General features: G+C 73.9%; 7 protein-coding genes. All 7 read left to right on the forward strand.

The window, feature by feature from the left end:
- Nucleotides 1-17: 17 nt before the first annotated feature.
- From ACIBJE_RS25215 to ACIBJE_RS25245, 7 genes are read left to right on the forward strand one after another with little or no spacing between them, the layout of a single operon-like run.
- On the forward strand, nt 18-6,569 hold the full coding sequence (locus tag ACIBJE_RS25215; protein WP_396752391.1) for an SDR family NAD(P)-dependent oxidoreductase: 6,552 nt from the start codon (nt 18-20) through the stop codon (nt 6,567-6,569).
- A complete protein-coding gene (locus ACIBJE_RS25220; protein WP_396752393.1) occupies nt 6,562-9,351 on the forward strand; it encodes a type I polyketide synthase in 2,790 nt (929 codons plus the stop codon). Before ACIBJE_RS25215 ends, ACIBJE_RS25220 begins: the two co-directional genes overlap by 8 nt.
- Nucleotides 9,352-9,356: 5 nt before the next feature.
- Nucleotides 9,357-10,106: a polyketide synthase gene (locus ACIBJE_RS25225; RefSeq protein WP_396752395.1), complete on the forward strand. Its 750-nt coding sequence runs from the start codon at nt 9,357-9,359 to the stop codon at nt 10,104-10,106.
- A 23-nt stretch (nt 10,107-10,129) separates the two neighbouring features.
- A complete protein-coding gene (locus ACIBJE_RS25230; protein WP_396752397.1) occupies nt 10,130-11,377 on the forward strand; it encodes a hydroxymethylglutaryl-CoA synthase family protein in 1,248 nt (415 codons plus the stop codon).
- A 2-nt stretch (nt 11,378-11,379) separates the two neighbouring features.
- The gene (locus ACIBJE_RS25235) at nt 11,380-12,189 is read left to right on the forward strand and encodes an enoyl-CoA hydratase/isomerase family protein (protein ID WP_396752399.1); all 810 of its coding nucleotides are present in this window, start codon (nt 11,380-11,382) and stop codon (nt 12,187-12,189) included.
- Entirely contained in the window at nt 12,164-12,910 is a 747-nt protein-coding gene (locus ACIBJE_RS25240) for a polyketide synthase (RefSeq protein ID WP_396752401.1), read from the forward strand. The genes ACIBJE_RS25235 and ACIBJE_RS25240 overlap by 26 nt, the downstream gene beginning before the upstream one ends.
- Nucleotides 12,911-12,937: 27 nt before the next feature.
- Nucleotides 12,938-13,186: a phosphopantetheine-binding protein gene (locus ACIBJE_RS25245; protein ID WP_145832868.1), complete on the forward strand. Its 249-nt coding sequence runs from the start codon at nt 12,938-12,940 to the stop codon at nt 13,184-13,186.
- Nucleotides 13,187-13,192 lie beyond the last annotated feature (6 nt).

Raw genomic sequence — 13,192 nt, forward strand, 5'->3', positions numbered from 1 at the left:
GCGGACAAGGAACCGACATGTCCTCAGCGGAACACTCCTCGGCGGCGACGCTGCACCGCGCGTTGACCGCGGTGCGCGACATGCGCGCCAAGCTCGAGGCCAGCGAGCGCGCCCGGACCGAGCCGATCGCGGTCGTCGGCATGGCCTGCCGCTTCCCGGGCGGAGCGAACAGCCCCGAGACGTTCTGGGCGCTGCTGCGCGACGGGGTCGACGCGGTCTCGGAGGTACCAGCCGACCGGTGGGACGCCGACACGCTCTACGACCCGGATCCCACCGCGCCGGGCCGGGTCAGCAGCCGCTGGGGCGGATTCCTGGACCAGGTGGACCGCTTCGACGCGGCCTTCTTCGGCATCTCCCCCCGGGAGGCCGACCAGATGGACCCGCAGCAGCGGCTGATGCTGGAGGTCGCCTGGGAGGCGTTGGAGAGCGCCGGGCAGACCACCGAACGGCTGGCCGGCAGCGCCACCGGCGTCTTCGTCGGTGTGCACAGCCACAGCAACGACTACACCTGGCTCCAGTTCGCCGACCCGGAGCGGATCGACACCTACACCGGCACCGGCACCTCGCACAGCGTCGTCGCCGGCCGGATCTCGTACCTGTTCGACCTGCGGGGGCCGAGCGTCGCCCTGGACACCGCCTGCTCGTCGTCCCTGGTCGCGGTGCACCTGGCCGTGCAGAGCCTGCGCAGCGGCGAGTGCCGGACCGCGCTGGCCGGCGGGGTGAACCTGGCGCTCGGCCCGCACTTCGCCATGGCCACCACCAAGATGCGGATGATGGCCGCCGACGGCCGCTGCAAGACCTTCGACGCCGCCGCCGACGGCTTCGTGCGCGGCGAGGGCTGCGGCGCGGTGGTGCTCAAGCGGCTCTCCGACGCGCGGCGCGACGGCGACCCGGTCCTGGCGGTGATCCGCGGGTCGGCGGTCAACCAGGACGGCCGGACCAACGGCCTGACCGCCCCGAGCGGGCTCTCCCAGCGGCAGATCGTCGCGCAGGCGCTGGCCAACGCGGGCGTCGAGCCGGCGGCGGTCAGTGCGGTCGAGGCCCACGGCACCGGCACCGCGCTCGGCGACCCGATCGAGATCGAGGCGCTGACCGAGGTGTTCGGCCCGGCGACCGGGCAGAGCCGCCCGATCACCCTCGGTTCGGTCAAGACCAATATCGGCCACCTGGAGGCCGCCGCCGGCATCGCCGGCCTGATCAAGGTGGTGCTGTCGCTGCGGCACGAGGCCGTTCCGGCCCACCTGCACTTCCGTACCCTCAACCCGAACGCCTCGCTGGCCGGGACCCGGTTCGTCATCCCGACCGAGCTGCGCCCCTGGCCCCGGGGCGAGCACCCCCGGTCCGCCACGGTCAGCTCGTTCGGCTGGTCCGGCACCAACGGCTGTCTGGTCGTGGCGGAGGCGCCCGCCGGGGAGACCCCCGTGCCCCCCAGGAACACCCCCGCGTCCGCCGGGGAGACTCCCGTGCCCGCCGACGGGCCGGCCGACCGGGTGGAGCTGCTGCCGCTGTCGGCCCGCAGTCCGCAGGCGCTGCGTGCGCTGGCCGGCGCGTACCGGTCGATGCTGGCCGACACCGACGTGCCGCTGCGTGACCTCTGCTGGACGGCGGCTGTCCGGCGCAGCCACCACCCGTTCCGGGCGGCGGTCTCCGGCCGCAGTCACGCCGAACTGGCCGACCGGCTGGCGGCCGTCGTCGACGCCCCCGCCCCGGCGGAGGCGGCCGTCCCGGACACCCCGGCCGGACCGGTCTTCGTCTTCTGCGGCCAGGGTGCGCAATGGGCCGGCATGGGCCGGGACCTGATGGCGGCCGAGCCGGTCTTCGCCGAGACGCTGCGCCGCTGCGACGAGCTGTTCCACGCCCTCGCCGGCTGGTCGCTGGTGGGCGAGCTCCTCGCCGACGAGAGCCGGTCCCGGCTGGACCGCACCGAGGTCGCGCAACCCGCGCTCTTCGCGGTGCAGGTGGCGCTGGCCGAGCTCTGGCGCTCGTGGGGCGTCGAACCCGAGACGGTGATCGGCCACAGCGTCGGCGAGGTCGCCGCCGCGCACGTCGCCGGGGTGCTCACCCTCGACGACGCGGTACGCGTGGCGTACCACCGGGGCCGGGTGATGCAGCCGGCGCACGGGCTCGGCCGGATGGCCACCGTGGCGCTGCCGGAGCACGAGGCCGCGCAGGCCGTGGCCCGGTACGGCGACCGGCTGGCCGTCGCGGCGGTCAACAGCCCCACCTCGACCGTGCTGGCCGGCGACGCCGACGCGCTGGCCGAGGTGCTGGCCGCGCTCGCCGAACGGGGCGTGTCCAGCCGGCCGCTGCGGGTCGAGTACGCCTTCCACAGCCCGCAGATGGCCCCGTTCCAGGATCCGCTGGTCGAGGCGCTGCACGGCGTCACGCCCCGTCCCGCCGCCGTGCCGATCGTGTCCACGGTGACCGGGCTCCCCGCCGCCGACGGGGACTACGGACCGGCGTACTGGGCCCGCAACATCCGGCAGCCGGTCCGGTTCGCGGCGGCGCTGGCCCAACTCGACGGGGCGGGAGCCGGCTGCACCGTGCTCGAGGTCGGCCCGCAGCCGGTCCTGGCCCGGCCGATCGTCGAGCAGGTCGAGCAGCACGGCCGCCCCGGTGTGGTGCTGGCCTCGATGCGGGCCGGCGCGGACGGCCGCACCACGCTGCTGACCGCGCTCGGTGGGCTCTACCGCGCCAACCACCCCGTCGACTGGGCGCGTCTGCACCCGAGTCCCGGCCGGTGCGTGCCGCTGCCCGGCTACCCGTGGCAGCGCCAGCGGCACTGGCTGCGCGGCACGCCCCGCCCGGCCCACCGGACCCCGGCCCCGGGCGGGCACCCGCTGCTCGGCCGGCGGATGCGTACCGCCGTGCCGACCTTCGACAACGTCCTCGACGCCGGCGGCTTCCTCGGTGACCACCGGATCCACGGCGCGGCGCTGCTGCCGATGACCGCGTACCTCGAACTGGCCCTGGCCGCTCACGGCGGCACCACCCCGGTCCAGGTCACCGACCTGGTGCTGCACCAACCGCTGGTCCTGCCGGACGACGCGCCCCGGTCGGTGCAGGTCGTGCTGACCCCCGCCGCGGGGTGGTTGCAGGGGTCCCCTACTACGCAGGAAGCGGTAACAGGGGACCCCTGCACGCACCCCGGCGGCACCGTGCAGGTGTTCAGCCAGCCGACCAGCGGCGGCGACGACCAGCCGTGGAACCGGCACGCGACCGGCAGGGTGGGCGAGTACAGCCCGCCCCAAGCCGACCGGTGCGACCCGGCGACCCTGCCCGACGGACTCACGCCGGTCGACGTCGCGTCGTTCCACCGGCGGCTCCGGTCGGCCGGCATCGCGTACGGCCCCGCCTTCACCGGCCTCCGTGAGCTGTGGCGCGGCACCGACCAGGCCCTCGGTCGGGTCGCTCGCGCCGACGGCCTGGCAGCCGACGACTACCGCTGGCATCCCGCGCTGCTCGACGCCGCCCTCCAGGTGGCCCTGGCCGCGTTCCCCGACGACCCGGCCGACGCCTGGCTGCCGATCGGCCTGGACCGCTTCGCCCCGGTCACCGCGCCCGGCCGGCAGGTGTGGAGCCACGCGCGGCTGCGCAGCCGCAGCGCCGAGGCGGCCGTCGCCGACGTCGAGCTGCGCACCACCGACGGGGTCCTGGCCGCCCGGGTCGAGGGCCTGCTGCTGCGCCGCGCCGACCGGCACGCCCTGCACGGCACCACCGCACCGGGAGTCCACTACGCGATCGCGTGGGAGCCGGCGGAGCCGGCCACCCCGACCACCGGCGCCGGTGACTGGCTGCTCCTGGCCGACCAGGGCGGCACCGGCACCGCCCTCGCCGACCTGCTGCGGTCCCGGGGCGAGCGGGTCGAACTGCTGCCCCCGGACGCCGACCCGACCGGGCCGTTGCGGCACCCCGGCCGGACCTGGCGCGGCGTGGTCGACCTCGGCGGCCTCGACGCAGCGGCCGTCGAGCCGGCCCTGGACGAGGTGCTGGCCGCCCACGAGCGGACCGTCCGCCGGATGCTCGACCTGGTGTCCACCCTGGCCACCGACGACCCACCGGCGCCCCGCCTGTGGCTGGTCACCCGGGGGGCCAGGGCGGTCCTCCCCGGCGACCCGGTCGCGGTCACCCAGGCCCCCGCCTGGGGACTGGCCCGCGCGGTCAACCGGGAATGGGCCGGCCTGCGCTGCGGCTGCGTCGACCTCGACCCGACCGACCCCCGGCCGGTGGCCCCGGAACTGGCCGACCTGCTGCTCGCCGCCGACGGCGAGGACGAGGCGGCGGTCCGCGACGGCGTCGTGCACGTGCCCCGGCTGGTGCCGACCGAGCCGGAAACGGGGGACACCGGCCCGGTGCGGCTGCGGATCCGCGAACGCGGCGTGCTGGAGAACCTCACCCTCGAACCGGCCACCCGCCGCCAGCCGGAACCGGACGAGGTGGAGATCCGCGTCCAGGCCACCGGGCTCAACTTCCGGGACGTGCTGAACGCCCTCGGCATGTACCCCGGCGAGGCGGGTCCGCTCGGCCTGGAGTGCGCGGGCGAGGTCGTCGCCGTCGGCGCGCGGGTCGACGCCCTCGCCGTCGGGGACCGGGTCCTCGCGCTGGCCCCGGCGAGCTTCGCCAGCTACGTCACGGTGTCCGCCGCCCGGGTCGCGCCGATCCCCGTCGGGCTGGACTACGCCGAGGCGGCCACCGTCCCGGTCACGTACCTCACCGCCGCGTACGGACTGCACCACCTGGCCCGGCTCAAGCCCGGCGAGCGGGTGCTGGTCCACGCGGCGGCCGGCGGGGTCGGACTGGCCGCTGTGCGGCTGGCCCACGCCGCCGGGGCGGAGGTGTTCGCCACCGCCAGCCCCGCCAAGTGGCCGGTCCTCACCGAGCTGGGCGTCCGGCACGTGTTCCACTCCCGCACCCTCGACTTCGCCGACGCGATCCGTGACCGTACCGACGGGCAGGGCGTGGACGTCGTGCTCAACTCCCTGGCCGACGAGTTCATCCCGCGCAGCCTCGACGTGCTGCGCGAGGGTGGCACCTTCCTGGAGATCGGCAAGCGCGGCATCTGGGACGCCGACCGGGTCGCCGGAGTGCGGCCCGATGTCGGGTACCACCCGTACGACCTGGGCGCGGTGGCCGACGCCGATCCGGAGCTGATCCGGGCGACGCTGCGCGAGCTGACCGACGCGCTCGGCGCGGGCCGGCTGGCCCCGCTGCCGCTGCGGGCCTTCCCGCTCGACCGGGCGGTGGACGCGTTCCGCCACATGGCCCAGGCACGGCACGTCGGCAAGGTCGTGGTGACCCACGACCACCCGCCCGTGGTACGCCCCGACGCGACGTACCTGATCACCGGTGGTCTCGGCGGGATCGGCCCGGCGGTGGCCCGCTGGCTGGTCGAGCAGGGCGCCCGCCACCTGGTGCTGCTCGGCCGCAGCGCGCCCTCGGCGGAGGTCGCCGCGACCCTGCGCGACCTGCACCCCGACGCGCGGATCCACATCCGGCAGGCCGACGTGGCCGACCCGGACGCCCTGGCCGGTGTGCTCGCCGAGATCGCCGCCACCCTGCCGCCGCTGCGCGGGATCGTGCACGCCGCCGGGGTGCTCGACGACGGGGTGCTCGCCCAGCAGACCTGGTCGCGGTTCGCCGGGGTGCTCGCCCCCAAGGTGGCCGGCGGCTGGAACCTGCACCAGCTCACCCGGGACCTGCCGCTGGACTTCCTGGTGTTCTGCTCGTCGGTGGCCGCGCTGCTCGGCTCGGCCGGCCAGAGCAGCTACGTCACCGCCAACACGTTCCTCGACACGCTCGCCCACCACCGGCGGGCCCGGGGCCTCGCGGCGACCAGCGTCGGCTGGGGGCCGTGGGCCGACGGCGGCATGGCCGCCCGCCTGGACGACCGGCAGCGGCAGCGCCTCGCCGCGCAGGGCTTCCGGGCGCTGCCGGCGGACGAGGCCACCGACGCCCTCGGCCGGCTGCTGGACGCCCGGACCACCCAGGCCGGGGTGTTCGCCGTGGACTGGTCGGCCCACCTGCACGGATACGGCGAGCGTCCGCCGGCGCTGCTGGCCCGGCTGCGCGCCGTCGAAAAGCCGCCCGCCACTGCCCTGACCGACCGGGACCCGACCGACCGGGCTCCGACCGGCGGGGCCCGCGAGCGGATCGAGGGCGCGCACCCCGCCGAGCGCCGTCAGCTCCTCCAGGAGTACGTGCAGTGCGTCGCGGTCACCATCCTCGGCCTGCCCCCGGCGCAGCCGGTCAACCCGCAGCAGCCGCTGCGGGAACTCGGCCTGGACTCGCTGATGGCGGTCGAGCTGCGCAACGCGCTGGGCGGATTCGCCGGGCGTCACCTGCCCAGCACCATCGCCTTCGACCACCCCACGGTGACCCGGCTGACCGACTACCTGCTCCGCGAACTGTTCCCCGAGTCCGCGACGCCGGCCCCGGCGTCCGACCCCCCGCCGACCCCCGACGTGCCGGACGACCTGGTCGCCCGGGTCGCCGCGCTGGACGACGCCGACGTCGAGGCGCTGCTGGCCGCGAAACTCTCCGCCCTGGAGGTGAGGACCACCCATGAGTGACACCGGAGCCGCCGCGACGTTGTCCCCGCTCAAGCGCGCCCTGGTCGCGATCGAGACCCTCCAGGCCCGCCTGGACGAGATCGAACGCGCCCGCACCGAACCCATCGCCGTCGTCGGCGTGGGCTGCCGGCTGCCCGGCGGCGCGAACAGCCCCGACGAGTTCTGGGCCCGGCTGCGCGACGGCGTGGACCTGGTCTCCGAGGTGCCCGCCGACCGCTGGGACGTCGACGCCTACCACGACCCGGAGCAGTCCACCCCGGGCACGATGAGCAGCCGCGACGGCGGCTTCCTCGACCAGGTCGACCGGTTCGACCCGGGCTTCTTCGGCCTCTCCCTCGGCGAGGCGGCCAGCATGGACCCGCAGCAGCGGCTGCTGCTGGAGGTCGCCTGGGAGTCCCTCGAACACGCGGGGCAGGTGCCGGCGAAACTGGCCGGCACGCACACCGACGTGTACGTCGGCATCAGCACCTGGGACTACTCGCTGCTGCTCGGCGGCGCGCCCATCCGGGGGCTTTCCGGCACCGCGTTCAGCATCGCCGCGAACCGCCTCTCCTACGTCTTCGACCTGCACGGCGCCAGCCTGGCGGTGGACACCGCCTGTTCGTCCTCGCTGGTCGCGGTGCACCTGGCCTGCCAGAGCCTGCGCGCCGGCACCGCCCGGCTCGCCCTGGCCGGCGGCGTCAACGTGATGCTCTGGCCGGAGACCACGGCGGCGTTCTCCCAGGTCGGCATGCTCTCCCCGGACGGGCGCAGCCGCACCTTCGACGCCAGCGCCAACGGCTACGTGCGGGGCGAGGGCGCCGGCATGGTCGTCCTGAAGCGACTCTCCGACGCGCGCGCCGACGGCGACCGGGTGCTGGCCGTGATCCGGGGCTCGGCGGTCAACCAGGACGGGCACAGCAACGGCCTCACCGCCCCCAACAGCGTCGCCCAGGAGGCGGTGCTGCGGGCCGCGCTCGCCGACGCCCGGGTCGCCCCGCACCGCGTCGACTACGTCGAGGCGCACGGCACCGGCACCACCCTCGGCGACCCGATCGAGGTGCGCGCGCTGGCCGCCGCGCTGGGCCCGGGGCGCGACCCGGAGCACCCGCTGATCCTCGGCTCGGTCAAGACCAACACCGGGCACCTGGAGGCCGCCGCCGGCATCACCGGCCTGATCAAGGTGGCGCTGGGCCTGCACCACGGCGAGATCCCCCCGCACCTGCACCTGCGCGAGCTGAACCCGCACGTCGAGTGGAGCGAGCTGCCGCTGAAGGTGGCCACCACCCGCACCGCCTGGCCGTCCCCGGCCGGGCAGCGGATCGCCGGGGTCAGCTCGTTCGGCTTCGGCGGCACCAACGCCCACATCGTGCTCGGTGACGTGCCGGCCCTGGTCGGCGAGGCCCCGGCCGACCCGGCCCCGGTCGACCAGCGGCCGCTGCGGCTGCTGACCGTCTCCGGCCGTGACGAGGCCGCGCTGCGCGACCAGGCCCGCCGGTACGCCGACCGGCTCGCCGCGCCGCCCACCCCGACGCTGGCCGGGCTGTGCCACACCACCAACGCCCGGCGCACCCACTTCGCGCACCGGGCGGCGGTGCCGGTGGCCGACCTGGCCGCCGCCCGCGCCGCGCTGACCGCGCTCGCGGCCGGTGGCACCCCCGACGGGCTGCACCGGGGCAGCGTCGGCGTCGGCACCCGGCGCCGACTGGCGTTCGTCTTCCCCGGCCAGGGCGGCCAGCACGTCGACATGGGCCGCGAGCTGTACCGGACCGATCCGGTGTTCCGCCGGACCATCGACCGCTGCGCCGAACTGTTCGACGTCCACCACCCGTGGCGGCTGCGCGACGTCATGTACCCCGCGCAGGGTGGCGTCCGGTACCCGATCGACGAGACCGAGTACGCCCAGCCGACGCTCTTCGCGATCCAGTGCGCGCTGGCCGAGATGTGGCGCTCCTGGGGGGTCCGGCCCGACGCGGTGATGGGCCACAGCCTCGGCGAGTACGCCGCCGCCTGGGTCGCTGGGGTGTTCAGCCTGGAGACCGGGGTCCGGCTGATCGTGGAACGCGGCCGGCTCACCCGGACCCTGCCGCCGACCGGCATGATGGCCGCCTGCTCGGCCTCCGCCGAGGACGTCACCGCCCTGCTCGACGGGTACGCCGGCCAGGTGGCGGTCGCCGCCGTCAACGGCCCCGAGCACACCGTCATCTCCGGCGAGAAGACGGCCGTGCAGGCGGTGCTGGAACGGCTGGAGGAGGAGTTCGTCCTCACCCGCCCGCTGCGGGTGTCGTACGCGTCGCACTCGCCGCTGCTGGAACCGATCCTCGACGAGTTCGAGAAGGCCGTCACCGGGCAGGAGTTCGGCGAACCGCGGATCCCCTTCATGTCCACCTACCGGGCGACCATGCTCCGCTCGGGCGTCTGCCACGACCCGGCGTACTGGCGGCAGCAGCTCCGCGAACCGGTCCGGTTCCTGGACGCCACCCGGGCCCTGGCCGCCGAGGGCTACGACACCTTCCTGGAGATGGGCCCGAAGGACACTCTGATCGAGATGGGCAAGCGCTGCCTGCCCCGGGGCACCGGCCGGTGGCTGCGCTCGCTGGACCCGGAGACCGGCAACTGGCAGACCCTGCTGGACAGCGCGGCCAGCCTGCACACCCACGGCGTCGACCTGGACTGGGACGCCTTCGAGGGCACCGCGCACCCGCCGGTCGACCTGCCCACCTACCCCTTCCAGCGGCGCCGCTGCTGGCTGGACCCGGAGCAGATCCGGGCGCACCGCCTGACCACGGAGGACCAGAGGTGAACGCCGTGCCGAACGTGCTCGAGGTGACCACGACCGGGCCGGGCATCGTCCGGGTCGCCATCTGCGACCCGCAGCGGGAGAACCGGCTCAGCTACGAACTGGTCGACCAGCTCATGGGAACCCTGGACAGGCTGGCCGGCGACGAGTCGGTGAAGGTGCTGCTGGTCACCGGCACCAGGGAGATCTGGTGCGCCGGGGGCACCCTCCAGATGCTCAAGGAGATGGCCAGCGGCGTATACGACGAGCGCCGCCTGCTCGCCCTCTCCGACCGGCTGCTGAGCTTCCCGGTACCGGTGATCGGCGCGCTCGAGGGGCACGCCGTCGGCGGCGGCCTGGCCCTGGCGCTCTGCTGCGACCTGACCGTCGCCGCCGAGAACCGCCGGTACGCGGTCAACTCCGCGAGCATGGGCTTCACCCCGGCGATGGGCCTGTCGGTGCTGCTGCCCGCCGCGGTCGGCCACCACGTCGCCGCCGAGATGATCTTCACCGGGAAGTACTACAAGGGCCGCGAACTGGCCGACCGGCGACTGTTCAACGCGGTCGTTCCCGCCGACGAGGTGCTGGCCCGCGCCACCGACCTCGCCGAGCAGATCGCCGAGAAGCCCCGCTACGTGCTGGAACTGCTGAAGGAGACGTTGGCGCTGCCCAAGCGCCACCTCCTCCAGGACGCCATCGCCCGCGAGCCGCTGATGAACCGGGTCTGCTTCAACCAGCCCGGCAGCGACGCCCTGCTCGACCAGACGTACCTGAACTGACCCGAGACGAGGAGAACACCCCCATGCGGGTAGGTATCGAGAAGCTGAACCTGTACGGCGGTCGTGCGTACCTCACGATCGCCGACCTCGCCTCGGCGCGCGGCGGCTCCCTGGACGAGCTGGAACGCCGCCAGATGGTGCCCTACGAGGCCCGGTCGATCATTCCGCCGTACGAGGACCCGGTGACCCTCGCGGTCAACGCCACCGAACGGCTGCTCACCGACGCCGACCGTGAGCAGATCGAACTGGTGGTGGTCGCCACCGAGTCCGCCGTGGACTTCGGCAAGCCCATCTCCACCTGGGTGCAGCGGCACTCACGGCTCCCCGCGCACAGCCGCAACTTCGAGGTCAAGCACATGTGCTACGGCGGCACCGCCGCGCTGCGCGTCGCCGCCTCCTGGGTCGCCTCGAACGTCCGACCCGGCAGGAAGGCCCTGGTCATCAACAGCGACCTGAGCCGGACCCGCAACCACGTGCAGACCGAGGACGACGACCTCGGCGAGCTGATGGCCGGCGGCAGCGCGGTCGCCATGCTGGTCAGCGCCGAGCCGACCGTGTTTGAGCTGGAGCTGGCGAAGGCCGGCTACTGGACCAACGAACTCTCCGACGCGTTGCGCCCGAACTCGCGTACCGAGATCATCACCGGGCAGACCAGCTTCTACTCGTACCTCGACGCGCTCGAGGAGACCTACGAGCGGTACGAGCACCTGGTCGGCGAGGTCGACTTCGACACGCACTTTCGGAAGAACATCTACCACGCCCCGTTCCCCGGGATGACCCGGATCGCGCACAAGACCCTGCTCAACCGGCTCGGCGTGTTCGACAAGGCAGCCATCGAGGCGAGCTGGCGGGAGCGGGTCGCCGACAGCACCCACTTCGCCCGCCGGATCGGCAGCGCGTACGGCGCGTCCACCTTCATCTGCCTGCTCGGCATGCTGCACGCCGGAAGCGGCTACGCCGCCGGGGACCGGTTCTCCGTCTTCGCGTACGGCTCCGGCTGCCAGGCCGAGTTCTACAGCGGCCTGGTCGGCACCGACGCGCAGGCGTACGTCCGGGGTCTCGACGTCGACGCGCACCTCGACTCCCGGGTCCGCCTCGGCGTCGAGCAGTACGAGCAGATCGAGAAGGCGTGCGAGTCGAACATCGACGAGCCCACCTACGAGCCGCTGACCCAGGACGTCGGCGACCTGTACGCGCAGCGCTACGACGGTCAGCGCCTGCTCGTCCTCGAGGGCGTCCGCGACTACCAGCGCCACTACACCTGGAGCTGACCATGGATCGCGCGGTTCGCTCCGAGATCGCCGACGGCGTCTGCTTCGTGACGCTCGTCGCCGCCGCCAACGGCAACGCCATCAACTTCGACCTGATCGACGGGCTGGAGGAGGCACTCGACGCGGTGGACGCCGACCCGGACTGCCGGGCCCTGGTGCTCACCGCAGAGGGGGACACCTTCTGCCGGGGGCTCGACCTGGAGGCGTTCTTCGTCCACGGCAGACTGCCGGAACGCGAGCAGCTCCGCCGGCTGCCGGCCTGCCTGGCCCGGCTGCGGCGGTCCCGCGTACCGGTGATCGCCGTCGCGAACGGCGAGGCCATGGGCGGCGGCCTCGGTCTCCTCGCAGCCTGCGACCTGGTGCTGGGCACTCCGAACGCCCGGTTCATGCTCTCCGAGCCGATCGTCGGCCTGGTACCCGCCACCATCGTGCCGTTCCTGCTGCTGCGCACCGGCCCGGCCCGGCTGCGGGCCATGACGCTGAGCACCCGGGGCATCGAGGCCGCCGAGGCGCACACCTACGGCCTGGTCGACGAACTGGTCACCGACGGCGTCGAGCCGGCCCTACGGGCCCAGCTGCAACGGATCTTCCGGTCCGCGCCGCAGGCGCTGGCCGAGACCAAGCGCTACTACGACCGGTGCAGCGCCGCCGACCTCGACGAACAGATCGAGGCGGGCCTCGACCTGTTCACCGGCTGGCTGGCCCGGCCGGACGTCCTGGCCGGGGTCACCGCGTTCGGGGAGGGCTTCGCACCACCGTGGTTCGCACGCTATCGAGGGCGGATGGATGTTCCAGGTCATTCGGGTACGTGAGGTGGAGCCCGGCATCGCCGAGCTGACCCTCGACGACGCCGAGCACGACAACCGGCTCAGCGACCGGCTCTGCGACGAGCTGCTGGCCGCCCTGGCACAGCTCGCCCGGGACCCGCAGCTCAAGGTGCTGCTGCTGCGCGGTCGGCCCGAGGTGTTCTGCGCCGGGGCCACCATGGACGCGCTGCACCGGGTGCTCTCCGGCACCCTGCACGTCAAGGACCTGCTGTTGTCCCGGCCCATGCTGGACTTCCCGGTGCCGATCGTCGGCGCCCTCGAAGGGCACGCGGTCGGCGGCGGCCTGGTGCTCGCGCTCTGCTGCGACCTCGTGGTGGCCGCCCGCAACCGGCGGTACAGCATGAACTTCGCGCGGATGGGCTTCACCCCGGCGATGGGCACCACCACGCTGCTGCCGGCCGCCGTCGGCGCGGCCACCGCCGCCGAGCTGACCCTGACCGCCCGCTACTACAAGGGTGCCGAACTCGACGGACGCGGCCTGTTCAACGCGGTCGTCCCGGCCGCCGAGGTCGTCGACACCGCCCTGGAGTACGCCCGCCGTATCGCCGAGAAACCCCGTCACGTGCTGGAGCTGACCAAGGAGAGTCTCGCCCAGCCCCGACGGCAACTGCTGCGCGAGGCGATGTCCCGCGAGCACCTCATGCACCGGGTCTGCTTCGGCCGACCCGAGGTCGCGGACATCGTCGCCGAGACCTACCTCACCTGAGAAGTACCACCGAGAAGGAGCACGAAGATGGAACGCCAGCAGGTCGTCGACGTGGTGACCAAGCACATCCGACTCAACGCCGAGGGCCTCGACGACAAGCCCGTCGACACCTCGAAGTCGATGAAGGAGTTCGGCCTCGGCAGCCTCGACATCGTCGAGATCGTGTCGGCCTCGATGCGGGAACTCAAGATCCGGGTGCCCCGTACCGAACTGGCCAACCTGTCCAACGTCGACGAACTGGTCGACCTCTTCCTGAAGGTCAAGCAGCAGCAGTAGGTCCCG

Source organism: Micromonospora sp. NPDC050187, assembly GCF_044459745.1.
In the GTDB taxonomy this organism is placed as follows: Bacteria; Actinomycetota; Actinomycetes; order Mycobacteriales; family Micromonosporaceae; genus Micromonospora.